This window comes from Suipraeoptans intestinalis, assembly GCF_034091795.1.
Lineage (GTDB): Bacteria > Bacillota > Clostridia > Lachnospirales > Lachnospiraceae > Suipraeoptans > Suipraeoptans intestinalis.
Genome location: NZ_JAXFXH010000019.1, coordinates 42,920 through 64,012, shown reverse-complemented (window position 1 = coordinate 64,012; position 21,093 = coordinate 42,920). Strand labels below are relative to the sequence as shown.

Annotated in this window: 19 protein-coding genes; all 19 read right to left on the bottom strand. The window is 50.5% G+C overall.

What is annotated here, in order from left to right; genetic code table 11:
* Nucleotides 1-2: 2 nt before the first annotated feature.
* Entirely contained in the window at nt 3-2,651 is a 2,649-nt protein-coding gene (gene mutS / locus SOW26_RS06140; RefSeq protein WP_330683574.1) for a DNA mismatch repair protein MutS, read from the bottom strand.
* 1 nt (nt 2,652) lies between these two features.
* A complete protein-coding gene (gene miaB / locus SOW26_RS06135) occupies nt 2,653-4,098 on the bottom strand; it encodes a tRNA (N6-isopentenyl adenosine(37)-C2)-methylthiotransferase MiaB (protein WP_154475401.1) in 1,446 nt (481 codons plus the stop codon).
* Nucleotides 4,099-4,146: 48 nt separating this feature from the next.
* Entirely contained in the window at nt 4,147-4,326 is a 180-nt protein-coding gene (locus SOW26_RS06130; RefSeq protein WP_154475399.1) for a DUF4250 domain-containing protein, read from the bottom strand.
* A 13-nt stretch (nt 4,327-4,339) separates the two neighbouring features.
* Nucleotides 4,340-4,900 (bottom strand): 5-formyltetrahydrofolate cyclo-ligase, encoded by a 561-nt coding sequence (locus tag SOW26_RS06125; RefSeq protein WP_320652079.1) that lies wholly within the window; start codon nt 4,898-4,900, stop codon nt 4,340-4,342.
* Nucleotides 4,878-5,099 carry a DUF896 domain-containing protein gene (locus tag SOW26_RS06120; RefSeq protein WP_154475395.1) on the bottom strand — a complete coding sequence of 74 codons (222 nt, stop codon included), beginning with the start codon at nt 5,097-5,099 and terminating at the stop codon, nt 4,878-4,880. The genes SOW26_RS06125 and SOW26_RS06120 overlap by 23 nt, the downstream gene beginning before the upstream one ends.
* A 33-nt stretch (nt 5,100-5,132) precedes the next feature.
* Nucleotides 5,133-6,791, bottom strand: a complete 1,659-nt coding sequence (locus SOW26_RS06115) for a putative polysaccharide biosynthesis protein (protein ID WP_320652078.1) — start codon at nt 6,789-6,791, stop codon at nt 5,133-5,135.
* A 15-nt stretch (nt 6,792-6,806) separates the two neighbouring features.
* Entirely contained in the window at nt 6,807-7,301 is a 495-nt protein-coding gene (gene ybeY / locus SOW26_RS06110) for an rRNA maturation RNase YbeY (protein WP_276959205.1), read from the bottom strand.
* The gene (locus tag SOW26_RS06105) at nt 7,302-8,345 is read right to left on the bottom strand and encodes a PhoH family protein (protein ID WP_276959207.1); all 1,044 of its coding nucleotides are present in this window, start codon (nt 8,343-8,345) and stop codon (nt 7,302-7,304) included.
* Nucleotides 8,346-8,426: 81 nt separating this feature from the next.
* Nucleotides 8,427-8,906 (bottom strand): 23S rRNA (pseudouridine(1915)-N(3))-methyltransferase RlmH, encoded by a 480-nt coding sequence (gene rlmH, locus SOW26_RS06100; protein WP_154475387.1) that lies wholly within the window; start codon nt 8,904-8,906, stop codon nt 8,427-8,429.
* A gap of 12 nt (nt 8,907-8,918) precedes the next feature.
* On the bottom strand, nt 8,919-9,695 hold the full coding sequence (locus tag SOW26_RS06095) for a ZIP family metal transporter (RefSeq protein ID WP_276959209.1): 777 nt from the start codon (nt 9,693-9,695) through the stop codon (nt 8,919-8,921).
* A gap of 95 nt (nt 9,696-9,790) precedes the next feature.
* The gene (gene gltA, locus SOW26_RS06090; protein WP_154475385.1) at nt 9,791-11,191 is read right to left on the bottom strand and encodes an NADPH-dependent glutamate synthase; all 1,401 of its coding nucleotides are present in this window, start codon (nt 11,189-11,191) and stop codon (nt 9,791-9,793) included.
* Nucleotides 11,191-12,081: a sulfide/dihydroorotate dehydrogenase-like FAD/NAD-binding protein gene (locus SOW26_RS06085; protein WP_276959212.1), complete on the bottom strand. Its 891-nt coding sequence runs from the start codon at nt 12,079-12,081 to the stop codon at nt 11,191-11,193. Before SOW26_RS06085 ends, gltA begins: the two co-directional genes overlap by 1 nt.
* A gap of 128 nt (nt 12,082-12,209) precedes the next feature.
* Nucleotides 12,210-13,403, bottom strand: a complete 1,194-nt coding sequence (locus SOW26_RS06080) for a chitobiase/beta-hexosaminidase C-terminal domain-containing protein (protein WP_320652077.1) — start codon at nt 13,401-13,403, stop codon at nt 12,210-12,212.
* A 28-nt stretch (nt 13,404-13,431) separates the two neighbouring features.
* A complete protein-coding gene (locus tag SOW26_RS06075; protein WP_320652076.1) occupies nt 13,432-15,942 on the bottom strand; it encodes a DNA translocase FtsK in 2,511 nt (836 codons plus the stop codon).
* A 12-nt stretch (nt 15,943-15,954) separates the two neighbouring features.
* A complete protein-coding gene (locus SOW26_RS06070) occupies nt 15,955-16,713 on the bottom strand; it encodes a CFI-box-CTERM domain-containing protein (protein WP_320652075.1) in 759 nt (252 codons plus the stop codon).
* Nucleotides 16,714-16,729: 16 nt separating this feature from the next.
* Nucleotides 16,730-17,467, bottom strand: coding sequence for a YebC/PmpR family DNA-binding transcriptional regulator (locus SOW26_RS06065; protein ID WP_276959220.1), 738 nt, complete (start codon nt 17,465-17,467; stop codon nt 16,730-16,732).
* A 44-nt stretch (nt 17,468-17,511) separates the two neighbouring features.
* Complete coding sequence (locus SOW26_RS06060; RefSeq protein WP_276959222.1) at nt 17,512-18,306, bottom strand: hemolysin family protein; 795 nt, start codon at nt 18,304-18,306, stop codon at nt 17,512-17,514.
* A gap of 43 nt (nt 18,307-18,349) precedes the next feature.
* A complete protein-coding gene (gene alr, locus SOW26_RS06055) occupies nt 18,350-19,516 on the bottom strand; it encodes an alanine racemase (protein WP_320652074.1) in 1,167 nt (388 codons plus the stop codon).
* The gene (locus SOW26_RS06050; protein WP_276959226.1) at nt 19,513-21,048 is read right to left on the bottom strand and encodes an NAD(P)H-hydrate dehydratase; all 1,536 of its coding nucleotides are present in this window, start codon (nt 21,046-21,048) and stop codon (nt 19,513-19,515) included. Before SOW26_RS06050 ends, alr begins: the two co-directional genes overlap by 4 nt.
* Nucleotides 21,049-21,093 lie beyond the last annotated feature (45 nt).

Sequence of the window (21,093 nt, the reverse complement as noted above, 5' to 3'; positions counted from 1 at the left end):
ATCTACCACCTGTTCTTTAATTTGTTTTGCAGTTGATATAAGGTATTCAGCGCTTCAATCGGCGTCAGGTTGCTGACGTCCAGCGTCTTTAATTCTTCCAGTACATCATCATCCTTTACCGTGTCAAACAGCGACATCTGCGCCAGATCCACTTCATCATAATGCACGCCTTTGGATCTGCCTGTCTCTGCAGAAGGAAGCGCAATATTTTTGATCCTGACGGTGATATCCGCCTGCACCAGCTCCTCCACGATCTCCTTCGCCCGCCGGATCACACTGTCGGGCACTCCCGCCAGCCTGGCCACCTGGATCCCGTAGCTTTTATCGGCTCCGCCTCTTACGATCTTTCTCAGGAAAATAATGTCTTCCCCTTTTTCCCGAACGGCAATGCAATAGTTTTTTACATGGTCGATCTTTCCTTCCAGTTCTGTCAGCTCGTGATAGTGGGTGGCAAACAGGGTCTTGGCTCCTAGCAGTTTTGGATTGCTGATATGTTCGATCACTGCCCAGGCAATGCTAAGTCCGTCAAAGGTACTGGTTCCTCTTCCGATCTCATCCAGGATCAGAAGGCTTTTGCTGGTGGCATTCCGCAGGATGTTGGCCACTTCCGTCATTTCCACCATAAACGTACTCTGTCCGCTGGCCAGATCATCCGAGGCTCCCACTCTGGTGAAGATCCGATCCACCAACCCTATATTTGCGGCGGAAGCCGGCACAAAAGAACCGATCTGTGCCATCAGTACGATCAGAGCCGTCTGTCTCATATAAGTGGATTTTCCTGCCATATTGGGGCCTGTGATAATGGAGATCCTGTCTTTTTTGTCTGCCAGATAGGTATCATTGGAAATAAACATATCGTGGGGGATCATCTTCTCCACTACCGGATGGCGTCCGTCTTTGATATGGATCACGCCCTTTTCATTGATCTTGGGGCGGACATAACGGTTTTTCTGCGCCACATGGGCAAGGGAGGCCAGCGCGTCCACACACGCTACCGCCCGAGCAGTCCTTTGGATCCTCTCCACCTCTTTTGCGATCCGTTCCCGTATTCCGGAATAAATCTCGTATTCCAGGGCATACAGCCGGTCCTCTGCTCCCAGGATCGTGTCCTCCATCTCTTTCAACTGCGGGATACTGTAACGTTCCGCATTTACCAGCGTCTGTTTTCTCGTATAATAGTCCGGCACCAGATGCCGGAAAGAATTGGTCACCTCAATGTAATAGCCAAATACCTTGTTGTAACGGATCTTGAGATTCTTGATCCCTGTCTTTTCCCGTTCCTCTTCCTCCAGTTTTGCCAGCCAGTCCTTTCCGTCCGATTTGGCGCTTCGCAGCCGGTCTACCTCCGCATGATAGCCGTCCCGGATAATGCCTCCCTCTTTCATGGCGATAGGCGGATCCTCCCGGATGGCGTCGGTAACCAGGGCACACAGATCTTCCATGGGATCTATCTCCTCAAACATTTCCTGCAGCAGATCGCTCCTCATGTCCTGCAGAAGGCACCGGATGGCAGGAAGCATGGAAAGAGATCCGGAAAAGGCAAGCAGGTCCCTGGGATTTGCCGACTGATAGGTAACCTTTGCCAGAAGTCGTTCCAGATCGTAGACCGGTGAAAGATACTCCCGTATCTCTTCTCTGGTAATCTCTCCTTTTGTCAGTTCTTCAATGGCGTCCAGTCTCTTTTCGATCATATCCTTGCGGATGAGAGGCTGTTCTATGTATTTTCTGAGGGTTCTGGCTCCCATAGCCGTTTTTGTCTTGTCCAGCACCCAAAGCAGGGAGCCTCTTTTTTGCTTCTCCCGGAGTGTTTCACAAAGCTCCAGATTTCGCCTGGTGGAGCTGTCCAGCACCATGTAAGCGCCTGTGGAGTATACCGTCAGATGGGAGATGTGGGAAAGATCCCGTTTCTGGGTTTCCTTCAGATAAGTCAGCAGGGAGCCTGCCGCAATGCTTCCACAGTCATAGTCTTCCAGTCCCAGTCCCTTCAGACTGTCTGTTCCAAACTGCCGCTTCAGTGCACTTTTGCAGGACGCTTCCTCACAGTACCACGCCTCCAGAGAATAAATGGTGATCCCCAGCTTCTCCTTCAGCATCTCCATGTCCATACCGCTGATATAAAAGGATTCATTGCAGATCAGCTCGGAGGGCATAAACCGGTAGATCTCATCGTACAGCTTTTCCCCCTCTTCCATCTCCGTCACAAAAAAGTCCCCGGTGGTTACGTCTGTGATGGCCACCCCGTATTTCTGCGCCACATAGACCACGCACATCAGGTACTGATTTTTCGTCTCGTCCAAAGCTCCCGTATCCAGGTTGGTTCCCGGCGTCACGATCCGGACGACTTCCCGCCGTACCAGTCCTTTTGTCTCCGCAGGGTCTTCCATCTGTTCACAGATCGCCACCTTGTACCCCTTGGACACCAGACGGTTCAGGTATACATCCACCGCATGGTAAGGTACTCCGCACATGGGGGCTCTTTCCTTTCTTCCACAGTTTTTTCCTGTCAGGGTGATCTCCAGTTCTTTGGAAGCTGTCAGGGCATCCTCAAAAAACATTTCATAGAAATCTCCCAGCCGATAAAATAAAATGCAGTCCGGATATTCTTTTTTTGTCTCGATGTACTGCTGCATCATAGGTGTCAGTGCTTCCACCTTAATTCTCCTCTCCCAAATAATAAAATCCCATGCATTTTGTCAATTTTACAGGGATCAGGCTCCCTATTTTTTCCCGGTTCCCCGGGAAATGTACCAGCAGGTTGTTGCCCAGCCTTCCTGTGATCATGGAGGCGTCCTGCTCGCTGACAGATTCTACCAGAACCTCCTGAACACTTCCCTCATGGACGGCACACACCTCTCTGGAAATGGTCTGTACTTCCTGTAGCAGACGATTGAACCGCTCTTTCATCACCGTTTCTTCCACCTGTTCTTCCAAAACTGCCGCCGGCGTTCCGGTGCGCTTGGAATATAAGAAGGTAAAGGCGCTGTCATACCTTGCCTTTCTTACCACATCCAGCGTTTCCTGGAAATCTTCCTCCGTCTCTCCCGGAAAGCCTACGATGATATCCGTCGTCAGAGAAATGTCCGGAATTGCCTTTCTGATCTTTTCCACCAGCTCCAGGTAGGATTCTTTTGTGTATCTGCGGTTCATTTTCTGCAGGATCCGGGTACTTCCCGACTGGACCGGAAGATGCAGATGCCGGCAGATCTTCGGGGATTCCTGCATCACCTGGATCAGCTCATCCGACAGATCCTTCGGGTGCGAGGTCATAAACCGGATCCTCTTCAATCCTTCGATTTCATGGATCCTACGCAGAAGCTGTGCAAAGGAAATGGGATGCTCCAAAGTTTTCCCATAAGAATTTACATTCTGCCCTAAAAGCATCACCTCTGCCACCCCGTCTTTTACCAGTTCCTCAATTTCCTTTTGGATAGCCTCCGGTTCCCGGCTTCTTTCCCGTCCTCTTACATAGGGGACGATACAATAACTGCAGAAATTATTACAGCCAAACATGATATTGACGCCCGATTTGAAGGAATATTTCCTTTCAGCCGGCAGATCCTCCACGATCTGATCTGCCTTTTCCCAGATATCGATCACCATCTCTCCCGATTCAAACCGCTGCGCCATCAATTCTGCAAATCGGAAGATATTGTGGGTTCCAAAAATCAGATCTACGTATCGATAACTTTTTTTCAGCTTTTCTACCACCGTCTCCTCCTGCATCATGCAGCCACACAGGCCGATCATGCGATGAGGATGATCTTTCTTCCAGGATTTTAAAGAACCCAGTCTTCCATATACCTTTAAATTGGCATTTTCCCGAACGGTACAGGTATTAAAGATCACAAAGTCTGCTTCCTCCTCTGTTTTCCCTGTTATGTATCCCATCTGACCCAGGATTCCTTTCAGCTTCTCAGAATCCTTGGCGTTCATCTGGCATCCAAAGGTGGTTACCGCCGCCGTCAGCGGACGCCCCAGACGTTTCTCCATTTCTTTTACATACCCTCTGGCCTTTGCGATAAAAAACCGTTGTCTTTCCGGCTCTGTTACCGGCGGCTTTGCATTTTGATCCATCTTGTCCCAATCAATGTTTCCCATTTCTATTTCCTCAATTCTTCTTTTCTTCATCTATTTCAGCTTTACCGATTAATAAAATCGGCCGGTCGATTCGTCATATTCATACTCATAAACTTTCAGATAATCCGACAGTTCTTTTCTTTCCACTCCCATTTCTTCACAAAATGCATCCAGATCATGGTACTGATCCCTGATCTTTGTATTGATCACACTGACCAGCATATGGGGGTCCTTGGGCAGTTCCTTCATGGCAGTCTCCTTTCTATCGGTGAAATCGAAACATCCCCTCTTCCGTTATCACACAGTCTAAGGGGATGTCATATTTGCAGCGGGGAGCTTTTTTCAGGAGCTGGCAGGAAAATACGATCCCGGCTTTATACAGCGTCCTATGCTCCTTTAGGTACCGATCATAGTATCCGCCGCCATAGCCGACACGGTATCCCTCTTTGTCCACAGCCAGCGCCGGAACGATGATCATTCCCGTTTTTCCGGTTCCCTTCTCTCCCGTTCCATCCGGCTCCAGCATTCCAAATCTGTTTCTTATCAGACACTCCTTTTTCTCATAGGAGAAAAAGTCCATTTCTTTTCCCGCGATCTTGGGAAGCCATACCCGCTTCCCCTGTTTCAGGCAGTCCTCCATGATCCTCCAGGTATCCGGCTCCCTGCCAAAGGAAGCAAACAGGTAGACTTCCGTTGCCTGACAAAACTGATCCAGCCCCGTCAGATGTTTGGCTATCTGCTCAGACTTTTTCCAAAAGTCTGCCTCTGACATTTCTCTTCTTTTTTGTAGCTGCACCTGCCTAATGGCCTGCTTTGTTTCCATACTTTTCTCCCAGATTTGTAATGCTCCCGTCTTTTTCCTGGATGGAGATCTGGTTTAGCTGTCCCCGCAGATTCTGCTTAAACGCCTCTATGTACTCCTTCCGAAGGATCTGCTGTTCCTTTTGTTCTTCTTTGGTTAGTCCCTCTTTTTTTGACTTATGGTACAATTCGTTGATTCTTTTGATCTTTTCTTCCTTCATATCCTGTCCTCTTTTCTTTTCCGCAGCGGTTCTTTAACGAAACAGCCGCAGCTTCCGGCAAATTTTTACAAGCATCGCCCCTTTTGGCATCTCTAGCATTTCCGCTTCCGTGATCCCCCGCAGCAGGATCAGCGCCACTCCGTATGTAAGCACTGCCACAAGAAGAGCCAGCACCGTTGCAAATTTGTCTCCTACAAACAGTTCTGCCAGAAGATGGACTACAGTGGTGCAGACAGCCATGATGGCAGAGGCCAGAATAGGGATCACAAAGGTCTTCTTCTGCTCCTGGACATATCCGATCCGTTCCCGAAGCGCATGGGCATTCAAAATGCAGATGACTCCGGCAAACACGGTTTTACTTAGTACCACCGCATAGATATTCCACTTAAAGGCCACCAGCATCAAAAGCAGGGCGATCACATGGAGAACCAGGGCAATGGCCGCATTTTTTACCGGGGTGATCATGTCGTCCAGTCCCTGGAGCACAGAAGTGGTCACGGTAGACAGACAGAAGAGGACGACGGAAAAAGCTCCCAGTTGAAGCATCAACGCCGGTTTTGTATTGTCCTGCGTGTAGAATAGAAGATCCAGGATGGGCTTTGCCAGAATGACCAGCCCCACAGCGCTGGGGATGGAAAGTATCATGTTGAATCTGGTGGCTGTCGTGATCTTTCTGTGAATCTGCCTGCGGTTCCCCGTCTGTACTGTAGTCACCAGACTGGGGATCAAAGAAGAAGCCAACGCCGTAGACACTGCCAGCGGCACGCTGGTAATGGTTCCGTACTGACCGCTGAACATCCCCAAAAGCTTGGCATATTCCGTATACTTATATCCCTGGGCAGACATGACCGTATTGAAAATAGCGCTGTCCACAAAGTCGCTGATATTGTACACCGTTGCCCCCAGGACTACCGGCGTAATGGTCAAAAGCAGTATCTTGTAGATGGCTCTGTAGTGCTCGTTACGGCTGTGGATATCTCTGGCCATCTGCCGTCTCAGGATCTTTTTATAGGCTAAAAACAACAGGATCAAAAACAGCAGGGCGATCCCCGCTCCCAGGATCGTACCAATGGTTCCTCCGGCTGCCGCATAGGCCGGACCATAGGAATCGTTGCCCTTTGCCTTGGCAATATCAGCCCCTACGCGAAACAGCACATAGGCTCCGGCTATGGAAGCAACCGCATTTACCACCTGCTCCACCACCTGGGAAATGGCCGTAGGGATCATGGATCCGATCCCCTGAAAAAATCCCCGGAACACGCCCAAAAGCGCAACTACCAGAACGCAGGGAGCCAGTATCCGCAGCGCATATACACTCATTTTCATGATCATAATGTCGGTGGCGATATAGTCTGCTCCTAAAAAAATCACCAGACTGATCACTCCGCCTGACAGGATGGCAAACGCCAGGGCTCCCTTAAATACCCGATAGGCATTTTTTACTTCTCCCACCGCCATCCTGGCTGAAACCAGTTTGGACACTGCCAGCGGGAGGCTGTAGGACGTCAGCGTCAGAGCCACGATATAGATGGAAAACGCCACACCGTAATAGCCGATCCCCTCATTCCCCACAATGTTTGTCAGGGGGATCCGGTAAACGGCTCCGATCAGCTTCGTGATGACGCCCGCCACTGCAAGGATGGTTCCCTGTATTAAAAAGTTTTTTTCTTTTTTTCCTTTTTGTGTTGCCATGCCATACCTCTTTATCTAACGTAATAGGTTCAGTTTTTTCATGATCTGTCTCTGCAGCTCTTCCATTTCCTGCCGCTGCAGCTCTTCCATATGGTCGTAACCCATTAAGTGTAACATAGAATGGACGATTAAAAAAGTATATTCTCTTTCTATGCTGTGTCCAAATTCTTCCGCCTGCTCCAGCACCTTTTCCTTGGACAGCACGATATCTCCCAGAAGAAGCCTTCCTGTCTCCGGGTGGAACAAAAACGTTTCTTCCTGAAGGCCTTCAAATGCTCCCGGTGTCTCATAATCCGCCATGGGAAACGACAGGACGTCCGTTTCCCGGTCGATTCCCCGCTGTTCCGAATTGATCTGCCGGATCTGGGGATTTTCTGTCAAAAGCAGGTTCACTTCCGTTTCATAGGGGCATCCCACAAAAATAAGAGCCTCCTCCACTGCACGTTCCGCCAGTTTTTTCACATCCAGAGGCAGACGCTTGTCCCCCTCCTCTTCTATATACAGATACATTTAGGTTCTCCTTTTCGTTTCCTTCTTTTTGTAAGAGGTATCCTGTTTCTTTTCCCGGCCGGCGCGAAAGCCTCTCGTTTTCCGTGCCTGTTTTTCCTCGTATTCCTCGTAAGCCTTTACGATCTTCTGCACCAGCGGATGGCGCACCACGTCTCTGCTGGTCAGCTGACAGATCCGGATCCCTTCCAGATCGGCAACTACCCGGGACGCCACGTCCAGCCCTGAGATCTGTCCCGCCGGAAGATCCTTCTGGGTCGCGTCTCCTGTCACAACCACCTTGGATCCGAATCCGATCCTGGTCAGAAACATCTTCATCTGGGCCGGCGTAGTGTTTTGCGCCTCGTCCAGTATAATGAAGGCATTATCCAGCGTCCGTCCTCTCATGTAAGCCAAAGGAGCCACCTCGATCAGTCCTTTTTCCGAATTCTTTAAAAAGCTTTCCGCTCCCATGATCTGATACAGGGCGTCATACAGCGGTCTTAGGTAGGGATCGATCTTACTCTGAAGATCTCCCGGCAAAAATCCCAGCTTCTCTCCCGCCTCAATGGCAGGCCGGGTCAGGATGATGCGGCTGACTTCATTTCTTTGAAAAGCCGTGATGGCCATCGCCATGGCAAGATAAGTCTTTCCCGTTCCCGCCGGTCCCAGCCCGAACACGATCATGTTTTTGCGGATGGCATCTACATAGTCCTTCTGCCCCTTTGTTTTCGGCTTGATCGGTTTTCCCTGAAGGGTATGGCAGATCAGGTCTTTCTCCAGCTCCAAAAGAGTGTCTTCTCCTTCTTCCATGACTAGGGAGATGGCGTAATCCACCTTTTGTTCCTCAATCGCCGCTCCTGTCTGGGACAGCTTTGTCAGCTGCGTCAAAACTGTTTTCGCCCGCTCCGCTGCCGCCGCCTCCCCCATGATCTTTAGCTGCTCTCCTCTTGCCACCAAAGTCACGTGCAGTGACCGTTCTATTTTTTTTGCGTAGCGATCCAACTGTCCGAACACATTGCTTTCATGTCCGGCAGGGATCTCCATGGTAAGTTCCGTAAGTCCCATTCCCTCTCTCCTTCTCCGTGCATGTTTTAGAAGAATTCTGTCCTGCCTTCTTCTGATCCGGCAGGCTTTACCGTTTTCCTGTTATTTGTGGTACGGCTCTTTGTTTATGATCCGAAAACTCCGATAGATCTGTTCCAGCAGCATGACCCGCATCAGTTGATGGGGATAGGTCAGCCGCCCGAAGCTTAAAGCATAATCCGACCTTTGAAGCACCTCTTCTCCCAATCCGATGGATCCGCCGATGACAAAAGCCAGATGACTGATCCCGGAAATTCCCAGACTTTCTATTTTTTGGGCAAGCTTTACGGAAGAAATCTCTTCTCCCTCGATCTCCAGGGTGATGACAAAGGCATTTTCGGGGATTTTTTTCAGGAGCCGTTCCCCCTCTTTGCTTCGGATTCCCTTTTCTCCCGCCGGGGATAAATGCTCCGGCGCTTTTTCATCTGCCACTTCTTCCATTTCCAGCCTGCAATACTTTCCCAGTCGCTTGGCATACTCTTTTACTGCATCCTTTAAATAGGACTCTTTTAATTTTCCTACCGTTAAGACCGTAATCTTCATGTTTCCCCCATCTTATCCCAACGCCACATCCAGAATCATCATTACAACAAATCCAAAGGCAAATCCCAGCGTCCCCACATTGCTGTGTGCTCCTTCCGCCGATTCGGGGATCAATTCCTCCACTACCACATAAATCATGGCGCCGGCGGCAAAGGCCAGAAGAAACGGAAGCGCCGGAGTAATATAGGCAGCCAGCAGCACTGTAATCCCTCCTGCCACCGGCTCTACCAGCCCCGACAGCATTCCATAGATAAACGCTTTCTTCCTGCCATGATCGTCCCGGACCGGCAAGGATACAATGAACCCTTCCGGAAGATTTTGGATGGCGATCCCGATAGCCAGAGCAAAGGCTCCTGCCAGCGTCACCTTGGTGTTCCCCGCCAGCACGCCGGCAAAGACGGCTCCTCCCGATATTCCCTCCGGAATATTATGGATCGTCACTGCCAGGATCAGCATGGTAGAACGCTTCAGGGAGGACTTTGGTCCTTCGCTTTCCAGAGTAGCCGGATGCAGATGGGGAATCCACCGATCCAAAAGAAGCAGGAAAAAGATCCCTGCGATAAATCCGACAGCGGCCGGCAAAAATGCCAGCCGCTCCAAATGGTCTGACATTTCCATGGCCGGTATCAGAAGCGACCACACCGACGCCGCCACCATGACTCCTGCCGCAAATCCCAAAAGAGATTTCTGCACCAGGTGGTTCAGTTCTTTTTTGATAAAAAACACGCAGGCTGCACCTGCCGTCGTTCCAAGAAAAGGGATCATCAATCCCCAGAAAGTTGCTACCAATCTTAAATTCTCCTTCCCACAGCTCTCATTCTTATCTCCATTGAAAGAAAGACGCAAACACCAATGGTCTACGTCCTTCTTTTCTCATGCAACATCTATGCTTCTTCTCTTTCACCGGACAGGTACTCGTGGATTCCCTTTGCGCCTGCCTTTCCTGCGCCCATTGCCAGTATTACGGTGGCGGCTCCTGTCACTGCATCTCCTCCGGCATAGACAGCCGCCTTTGAGGTCTCTCCCGTCTCCTCGTCTGCCACGATACATTTTCTCCGGTTGGTCTCCAACCCTTTTGTAGTGGCTGCGATCAAGGGATTGGGAGATGTTCCCAGCGACATGATCACCGTATCCAGTTCCATATCAAATTCAGACCCTTCGATTTCCACCGGCCTTCTTCTTCCGGAGGCATCCGGCTCGCCCAGTTCCATACGGATCACCCGCATGCCCTTTACCCAGCCGTTGTCATCCACCAGAATCTCCTTGGGATTGGTAAGAAGATCAAAAATGATTCCCTCTTCCTTGGCATGATGCACCTCCTCCACTCTGGCAGGAAGCTCCGCCTCGCTTCTTCGATATACGATATGAACTTCCGCCCCCAGACGAAGAGCTGTTCTTGCCGCATCCATGGCAACGTTTCCGCCTCCGATCACGGCTACCTTCTTTCCGGCTGCGATGGGCGTGTCATACTCCGGATCAAAAGCCTTCATCAGATTACTTCTGGTCAGATATTCGTTGGCCGAGAACACTCCGTTGGCCGTTTCTCCCGGAATTCCCATAAATACCGGAAGACCTGCCCCCGAACCGATGAACACTGCTTCAAAGTCCTCTTCCTCCATCAGCTGGTCTATGGTCGTAGACTTCCCAATGACCACGTTGGTTTCAAACTTTACACCCAGTTCTTTTACCTTTTCAATCTCTTTTTTTACAACCTTCTCTTTGGGAAGCCTGAATTCCGGAATTCCGTAAACCAAAACGCCTCCCAGCTCGTGAAGGGCTTCAAACACGGTCACCTCATATCCCAGCTTTGCCAGGTCTCCCGCACAGGTCAGACCTGCCGGTCCGGATCCGATCACCGCCACCTTGTGTCCGTTGGAAGCCTCCGCCTTCTTCGGCTTGATATCATGCTCCAGGGCATAATCCGCCACAAACCGCTCCAGCTTCCCAATGGACACCGGTTCTCCCTTGATTCCCCGGATACACCGGCACTCGCACTGTGATTCCTGCGGGCACACCCTTCCGCAGATAGCCGGAAGCGCTGAAGACTGACCGATCACCTCGTAAGCGCCTTCAATGTCTCCTTCTTTTACCTTGGTAATAAATCCCGGAATATTAATAGATACCGGACATCCCTGGATACACCTTGCATTTTTACAGTCCAGGCATCTCGCCGCTTCCTCCGTTGCTTCTTCCAGATTATATCCATAGCAGACTTCTTCAAAATTAGTCGCTCTTTCTTTTGCATCCTGCTCTCTTACCGGTACTCTCTTCAACATATCTCCCATTAGTTGTCACCTCCGCATCTTCCGCATCCGCCGTGATGGGTATCGCCTTCCTGTAATTTCAGTGTTGCGCGTCCTTCCTGCGTCTTGTACATCTGCTGACGTTTCATGGACTCGTCAAAATTAACCAGATGTCCGTCAAACTCCGGGCCGTCTACGCAGGCAAACTTGATCTCATCGCCCACATGAAGCCGGCAGGCTCCGCACATACCCGTTCCGTCCACCATAATAGGATTCATGCTGACGATCGTAGGGATCTCCAGCTTTTTCGTAAGGAGACAGACAAACTTCATCATGATCATAGGACCGATGGCAACACACAGGTCGTACTTCTTTCCCTCTTCTGTCACCAGTTGCTCGATTTTGGTAGTAACCATACCGGCATGACCATAAGAGCCGTCGTCTGTACAGGGATAGTAATTTCCGGATACCGCCCGCATCTCTTCTTCCAGGATCAGCATATCTTTGGTCTTGGATCCGACGATCACATCCACGTCGATCCCTCTTTCTTTCATCCATTTTGCCTGTGGATAAACAGGCGCTGCTCCCACGCCGCCTGCCACAAACAGGATCTTTTTCTGTTTGAGACTGTCCGGGCTTTCGTTTACAAACTCTGAAGGAACACCCAAAGGTCCCGTAAAGTCCTGGAAGAAGTCTCCCTCCTTCAACTCTGCCATACGATAGGTAGAAGCACCCAGCGTCTGGAATACGATGGTCACAGTCCCCGCCTCTCTGTCATAGTCACAGATAGTCAGAGGAACACGCTCTCCCTTATCGTCGATCTTTACAATGACAAACTGTCCCGGCTCACAGTGTCTGGCAACACGCGGAGCCTCCACGTCCATTAAATAAATCAAATCCGCTAATTTTTCAGCCTTTACAATCCTGTACATCCTGTGCCCTCCTAATTTTTTCTACTTTCTCCATCATAAAATATTTAGGGGAAAATAGCAAGGCAGAATCCTTCTTATTTTTCAGTTTTTTCATGGGATTTTGTTAAAATTGTTTCAATATAGTTCCCTTAATTTCCCGGTTCCAACAGATAGTTTCGGGTAGTCACCGCACTTGTTTTCCCCTTTTTATTGACCAGGATAGCCTTAAACAGCGTTTCTCCCTGCGGCATCTCCACTGGTCCTGTGTACTTGGTGGAAGAAGTGGTGGGTTCTGTTTTATCCAGGGTATAGTAAGCCTCATACCCTTCCGGAACCTTGATCTCTATTTGCTTTGCCTCCGAATACTGTCCCGTCGAAGGAGAAACAGCCGGGGCATCCTCCACCGGAAACTCTACCATATAGGTCTTTTTCTGGGGAAGGCTTGGGATATTTCTTTCATCTACCGCTATGGCGATGATCACGGTTTCTCCCTCTTCCAACTGGATCGCCTCCGTATACTCCTGACTTTTCAGCGTAGGCGCTGTCCCGTCTGTTGTATAACGGATCGTCTGCCCCTTCTTCGCACGAAGGGTCAGCTCCTGCACATCGTCATAGACCGGCACGTCATCCAGGCTAAATCCCGGTTTTTTTATCACATAATCCTTCAGCGCTTCCGCTACCGATTCCCGGGCGTCCTCCAAAAGCGACGGGATCTTCTCCGTTTCTTTTTCCCGCATATAATATCGGATCAGCGCTTCGTAGATCTCCACATTTCCCGGCTGCTTTTTTATTGCCTCCTGAAACAGGGTTTCTGCTTTTTCTTTCTCTCCCGCGGCAACATAAGTTTTTGCAAGTCCTTCGTATGCTCCCGGCTTCTTTTCATTTTTTTTCAGCGCCCTTTGAAACAGGCTTTTCGCTTTCTCATATTCCTGATTTTGAAGAGCCTTTTGCCCTCTTCCCACCAGACCGCTGTAGGTTGTCCGGTAAAACCCGATCCCTCCCACGATCAGTACCAGGATCAGAAGAACGGCTGCCCCCAGAAATCTGAGCCTTCTCTTTTTTTGCGCCTGCCGCTTTCTGGCCAACTGTTTTCTGCGCCTTTCCCGTTCGTCATAGGAAGACTTCTTTTGGGAAGAAGTCAAGGTGCTCTGCCGCCTTCTTTGCATCGTGTTTTCTGCCGTTGTATTTCTGCTGACCGGATCGGAAATATTTCTGCCGGAAATCTCTCCTGCCAGATAATCTTCCAGGGGGTTGTAGTCCGGAACCATCTGTATGGCATATCCGCATCGTCTGCACCGCATTTCTTCCTCTCTCATGAAAGAACCGCAATTTGGGCATTTCATACCGCACACTCCCTTCTTTCCTCTCTCCTTATCTATTCTCTGCCGTTTCGCCGAGGAAGTCCTCAAATTCGGCTGACGTCATCAGGACCTTCCTGGGCTTTGTCCCTTCTTCCGGTCCCACGACCCCGGCCTCGCACAACTGATCCATGATCCGGGCCGCCCGGTTGAATCCTATCTTAAAGGCACGCTGCATCATTCCGATCGAAGCTTTTTCCTTGTCGGTGATCAGCCTTCCCGCCTCCGCAAAATAGGCGTCTTTTTCTTCCCCGCCCGGCGCAGATCCCTCTGTTTTTTCTCCAAAGTTCCCGGCATTGACCTGGGTGATCACCTCTTCGTCGTAGGAAGCTTCCTGATGATTGGATTTCAGGAAATGCACCACATCCTGTACCTCCTTGTCCGTCACGAAAGCGCCCTGGACTCTTGCCGGTTTCTGATAGCCGGTGGGATAAAACAGCATGTCTCCTTTTCCCAGCAGCTTTTCCGCTCCGTTCATATCAATGATGGTTCTGGAATCCACTCCGGAAGAAACAGAAAACGCAATACGGGACGGCATGTTTGCCTTGATCAGTCCCGTAATGACATTGACGGAAGGTCTCTGGGTAGCGAGTACCAGATGGATCCCCGCCGCCCTGGCAAGCTGGGCCAGACGGCAGATAGCTTCCTCCACATCTCCCGGGGCCACCATCATCAGATCTGCCAGCTCATCCACAATAATGACGATCTGCGGCATTTTCTTTGGCTTTTCTCCCTCTTCCGTATCGGGAAGATGAGATATTTTCGCGTTGTATCCTTTGATATCCCGGACATTCATGGAAGCAAACTCCTGATACCGTCTTGTCATCTCCGCCACGCCCCAGTTCAGGGCTCCGGCTGCTTTTTTAGGATCTGTTACCACCGGGATCATCAGGTGGGGGATATCGTTGTAAACGCTAAGCTCCACCACCTTCGGGTCGATCATGATCAGTTTTACTTCTTCCGGCGACGCCTTATACAGAATACTCATGATCAGCGTATTGATGCAGACAGATTTTCCCGAACCTGTCGCTCCTGCGATCAGTACATGCGGCATCTTGGCAAGGTCTGCCACCACCGGCTTGCCGCCGATGTCCTTTCCTGCTGCAAACGCAAGGCGGGACTCGCTGCGCTGGAAGGCTTCCGATTCCAATAGATCCCGTAGCATTACCGCTGAATTTTCCTTGTTGGGCACCTCGATTCCCACCGCCGCTTTTCCGGGGATAGGCGCTTCGATCCGGATATCTGCCGCTGCCAGATTTAACTTGATGTCATCTGACAGGCCTACGATCTTACTCACCTTCACTCCCATCTCCGGCTGCAGCTCATATCTGGTCACGGAAGGACCGCAGCTGATATTGGTCACCGTCACATTGACGCCGAAGGTCTTTAACGTCTGCTGCAGCTTCATGGATGTTTCCCTGAGGCTGGCATCAGATTCTCCCGTCCCCCGCTTTCCTTTTTTCAGAAGGGTAAGAGGCGGACGTACATAGGTGTGAGGACGCATGGAGGATTGCCTTACCGCTTCTTTTTCCACTTCCTCAATTCCTTTTTGCGCCTCGTTTTTCTCCAGATGCTTCTTTCTCTTTGCCGTCAGTGCTTCCTCTTCCGGAAGTTCTGCCTCCTCCGGCCTTGTGTCTCCCCTTTGGATCACCGGAACCGGTTCTGTTTCTGTTTTTTCTCCTGCCTCTTCTGTCTTTTGATCATAGGACGACAGCTCTCTTACTTCCGGAGACGCCCCTACGATGGAAGTATCGAAAGAAACGCCCTCCACTTTTCTGTCTCTTCTTTTCCGCGCTCCCGGCAAAGGCACAAAAGCTTCCTCCCACGGAAGCCCTTCCTCCTGTGCTTCTGTCGCTCTTTGTGCTTCTTGAAAAGCTCTTTCTTCCTGTCTTTTCTGTCTGACAGTCTCTCTTTTGGCTGATGCGCTCTCCCGGATCCTCTCAAACAGTCTTTTGCCATGATCCCGGATCCCCTTCAGCGCAGACTTGCCCGACAGATAGACAAAGGAAAGGATCAGAAGGACAAAGGTGATCACGTAGGCTCCTGCCACTCCCAGATTGGGAGCCAGAAGCTGTTCTATTGTCCCTCCCAGGCCGCCTCCTTTTCCGTCCATCAGCTGAAGCAGGGTGCAGACCATGACAAAGCACAAAACAGAGGCCAGAAGTTTTCCGTATACCCTTTTGTTGCGTCTGTTGGCCACACCAAAAACAGTTCCCAAAAACAGGAGGATCGGAAGGGGATAGGACATCCACCCAAATCCACTAAAAAGAAGACCGGAGATAAAGCGGCCGACTGCTCCGCCTATCCCCAGATTACTGATAAACATCAATACATACAGTGTCAGCAGCGTCCAGATAACCGTTTCCAGTTTCAGAAACCCCAGATCTCCTCCGGATGTGCCGGCCTTCTTTCTGCCGGTTCCGGTCTTCCTCGCTGCCGTCTTCCTTTTTCCGGTTGCCCCGGTTTTTTTTGTGCCGGTACTTCTTTTTGTTGTCTGTGTTTTTTTGGTGGACTTTGCCGCCATGTTTTTTCCCCCTTAATGTGTACAGGTTCCCCCGTAAGATCTCTGCAGGTGTTTCACCATGTCCACATATCGTTCTTTGCACATCTCGTTTTGTCCCGCCCTGATCAGAGAAAGACATTCCGTCAGTTCTTTTTTATACAGTCTTTCATAAATCCTTGCCGCGTCTTTCCGCATATCCAGACACTGCACCAGCGCCGGAGCCGTGTCGTAATAGTCCTCCACCAGCATCCTGCCCTCTTCCGTCGCCAAAAGATATGTATCCCGGTAGCTGCGTAGCATCGTCAGTTCTTCACAGTCATCCGGCAATCCTCTGCTTTTGCAGATGGCTGTCGTAATATAGCAGAAGCCTTTCTTAAATCCTCCGGAAATTTCTTCATAGGAAGATTCCTGCAGGATCAGCGGCATCATTTTTTTCTCATTCCATCGGATCACCATTTCCTTTGCCAGTCTGGCAGGACCCTCCTGTCTGGAATACTTCAACAGAGGAACGATGTAGACCGCCATGCTCATATTATAATCCACCATCTGTACCTCCCGTTTTCCTTTGGACAGATGGGAAAGCTTTTCCTGGGCATAATCCGGGATGATCCCCGCCGTCCGATCCAGGAAATCCTCCTCTGACTCATAAGATTCCTGAAGCGCCTCCATGAGAGGTCTGTGCTTCTCAAAAAGCGATTCAAACAGATCCTGATATGTCTTCTTTTTAAAATACTTTATCTGTCCCAGCATTTCCTCAAACAGTTGTGGGAGCAGTTCTGTATAATCCTTCATCCTGTTCTCCTGACTCTTATGCTTCCATTTCCCAGTTGTGGTACACATCCTGCACGTCGTCATCATCCTCCAGCAGATCCATCGTCTTTTGGATCCCAGCGATGTCCTTTGCATCTGTCAGCTTTACATACGTCTGGGGGATCATGGTCACCTCTGCTGCCGCCATAGGGATCCCCTGCTCTTCCAGCGCGATCCGCACCTGACCAAACTCTTCCGGAGCCGTCACGATCTCGTAGCTGTCCTCCTGCTCCTCAAAGTCTTCTGCTCCGGCATCCAGAGCCAGCATCATCAGTTCGTCTCCGTCTCCCTCGTACTCTTCCTTATCAATAATGATCTGTCCCTTTTTATCAAACATAAAGGAGACACATCCCGGCGTTCCTACGCTTCCGCTACCCTTCGTGAAAGCATTTTTTACGTTGGAGGCTGTCCTGTTCTTGTTGTCAGTCAGGGTCTCCACAATAATAGCTGTGCCTCCCGGCCCGTATCCTTCGTAGATAATATGCTCGTAGTTTGCCGCGTTGGCGTCCCCGTCCGCTTTTTTGATGTTGCGTTCGATAGTATCGTTTGGCATATTGTTGGCCTTCGCCTTCGCGATCACATCCCGCAGGCGGCTGTTATTGGCAGGATCTGCACTTCCGCCTTCCTTGACTGCCACTGCCAGCTCCTTCCCCAGTTTGGTAAAGATCTTTCCTTTGGCGGCATCGTTTTTTTCTTTTTTATGTTTGATGTTTGCAAATTTAGAATGTCCGGACATCTTTTTCTCCTTCACTTGATTTTTATCACACGTTGCCTATTCTATCATTCTTCTTTTCTTTTTTCAATCTTAACTCTCTGAATGATATTGTTGTCCACCTGGAGGATCGTAAAAAGCCAGCCTTCGTATTCTACCTGTTCTTTTTCGTCCTCGCCAGGGATCCGATCCAGCTGTGCAATGAGAAATCCGTTCAGCGTCTCGTATTCCTCCTTTTCAAACACCACCGGTATCACTTCTTCCAGCTCTTCCAGCTCCATCAGTCCCTTTGCCAGGTAGCTCCCGTCTGCCTGACGGAGGATCTGGATCTCTTCTTCGTCATATTCATCCAGGATATTTCCTACGATCTCCTCCAGGATGTCCTCCATGGCTACCAGACCCGAGGTCTGTCCGTACTCGTCCAGTACAATGGTCATGTGGCTTTTTTCCGCCTGCATTTCCCGAAACAGCGTATCAATGCTCTTTGTCTCGGGAATAAAGGTTACCGGTCGGATATATTCCACAAGCTCCCGGATGGGAACCTGTCTTAGTTCCTCCCGGAAATAAGCCGTCATAGCGTCTCTTAGGTGGAGGATCCCGATGATCTCATCGATATCTTCCCCGTAGATCGGAAATCTGGAAAAGCTTTCGGACAGCATAAATTTCAGCGCCGCCTCCAAAGATTTATTCCCGTCGATGGCCACGATATGCTTTCTGTGGGTCATGATGTCGCCGGCTTCTTTGTCCAGATACCTTAAGATATTGCGGATCAATCCCGCCGCTTCCTTTTGTGTTTCTTCTCCCATCTCATCCTCTGTCTGAAACAGATATTTCATGCGATGGAATAAACTTCCTTCTTCCATAAGCTGTTTAATTTCTCCTTTTTTGATGCTTGCCTGCGCATTTCTATGCGAAATAATCGATCTGCGCCACCCGTTTTCCGCCTCTCCAGTATTCCCGGGGAACGCGTTTGCTGATATCGCAGGCAAATTCATAATTAAACCTTTCGGAAAGCTCTGCCAGGATCTGGATGCTGATCTCTTCCTTTCCGTCTCTTCCTACCAGTGTCACTCTGTCTCCAAATGCCGTCCCTTCTATTTCGGTCGCATCTACCATCATCTGATCCATGCATACTCTTCCCAGAATAGGCGCTTTCTGGCCCCGGATCAACACATATCCCTTGTTGGAAAGACTTCTGGGATATCCGTCCGCATATCCGATGGGAACGGTGGCGATCCGTGTAGGTCTTTCTGTCACAAAGGTTCCTCCGTAACTGACAGGGGTTCCTGCCTCCACCCACTTTACGTGTGCCACATGACTGATCCACTCCATAGCCGGCGTCAGCTTTACCGCCTCTTTCTTCACTTCCTCGGAGGGGTACAGTCCGTAGATGGCGATCCCTGCCCGCACCATATCCATATTTGCTTCCGGCATATCAATGATAGCGGCGCTGTTGGAGCAGTGGTAGATGGGAAATGTCACGCCTTCTTCCTCCAGCCTTCTGCGGACAAAGCAGTATGCCTCGATCTGCCGGTTGGTAAACGTTTTGTCTGTCTCGTCCGCCTTTGCGAAGTGGGTAAACATCCCCTCTGCCTTCAAACCGGGCAGACCTGCGATCTGCCGGATCTGTTCTACACTTTCTTCTCTGGACGGAAATCCGAGTCTGGCCATTCCTGTATCCAGTTTCACATGCACATAGGCATCCTTCCCCATTTCCTGTGCAAGGTGTGCTATCTCCTCTGCCATTTCCACAGTATATACCGTTTGCCGTATCTCATGGGAGATCGCCTCTGCCCTCTGTTCCGGAAAAATACAACCAAGCACCAGAACCGGCTTTTTTACTCCGTCTTTCCTCAGAACCATCGCCTCGTCCAGCGTCGCCACGGCAAATCCCCAGAGATATTCTTTTTCTTCCAAAAGATGTGCCACCGGCAGGGCTCCGTGGCCACAGCCGTCTGCTTTCAGAACGGTCAGCATCCTGGTGCCTTCCTTCAGGTTCGCTTTCATCTGTTCCACATTGGATTCAATGGCATCCAAATTGATCTTCGCACAAGCTCTTGCATATGTTTTCATCTTTCTTCCTCCTCTTTCCATACCCTTCCCAGACTTTCCAGAAAATCTTTTTCCAAAACACTGTAGCTTCCCTTTTGCTCTCTCGCAAGGTCTGCCGCCCGCCCGTGGAGCCAGACCCCCAGCGCTCCCGCCTCCCAGGGATCCATTCCCTGTGCCAGAAGCGCCGTCAAAATACCGGACAGGATGTCGCCGGATCCTGCTTTGGCCACCGATTGGTTCCCCGTCAGGTTCAAAGCCATCCTCCTTTCGTCTGCCACCAGGGTCCTGGCATCCTTCAGGATACAGGTCACCTGATAGTCTCTCACAAATTCCCGCAGGACTTCTATCCTCTCTTCTTTCCACCGCTCTGCCGGGCACTGCAGCAGCCGGCTCATTTCCCCGATGTGAGGCGTCAGTATTACCGCTCTTCCCAAAAACTGCTTTCTCTTTAGCTTCCTCTGTGCCAGAAGATTCAGGCCGTCTGCATCGATCACGCAAGGAAGGCCGCTTTCTTTGAGTACGGTTTCCAGGATCTGATCCGCATCGGCTCCTGTTCCCATTCCCGGCCCGATGGTCACTGCATCCGCCCAGTTCAGCAGTTCCAGCAATTGATTTCGGTCAAAGCTTTCATATTCACTGACCATCGCCTGGGGCAGAAGGGTCTGCAAAATGACCCTGTTTTCCGCCGGAGTATAGATCCGCACCATCCCCGCCCCGCTCAGATAAGCGGCCTGTCCGCTCAAGTAGGCGGCTCCTGCCATCCCTCTGCTTCCTGCTATCAGAAGGATTTTTCCATAAGTCCCCTTGTGGGAATCTTCTTTCCGAAGCGGCAGAAGCTGTCGGTATTCCTCCTGTTCCAGAAGAAAGCAGGCGTCCTTTTCCTGAACCCCGTCCAAAGAGATCCCGATATCCCTGCAGAGGATTTCCCCCGCATACTGCTTCCCGGGAAAGAGAAAGAGACCTGGCTTTTCCACCTGAAAGGTGACGGTTACCTGCGCTTTTAATGCTTCTCCGTAGATCTTTCCGGTGGAGACGCAAACGCCGGAAGGCACATCCACCGCCCAGACTTCTTTTTTCAGGGCGTTTAGACGCCGGATCAGCTCCTGATCCCGGGGCGACAGTTCCCTGGAAAGACCCACGCCAAACATAGCGTCCACCAGCAGATCGCCGTCCTCCTCCCGGTATTCTTTCTCCATCCGGCATCCCCTCTCCAACAGGCGCTGCATCTCCCAGAAAAAAAGCGGACTGCCCTTTTTTTGATCGCCTGTGACCACCACCGTCACGTCCACATTCCGCTCCTTCAGGATCCTGGCAATAGCAAGGCCGTCTCCTCCATTGTTGCCTGTTCCGCATAAAACACAGACCTTGGACAAATCCGTCTTTCTTTTCAGCAGCGCCTCCACAAAAGCAAAGGCCGCCCGCTCCATCAAAGTCTCCGCCGGGATCCCTTTTTGTGAGATGGTGTATGCGTCCGCCTGTTTCATCTGCTCTTTTGTCAGCAGCATTCTCACCGGCTCTTCCCCTCCTTCATAAAAAAGGACGTGTAACAGCAAGACTGTCCTCCCCACACTCTTTTTGTTACACGTCTGTATGTATCG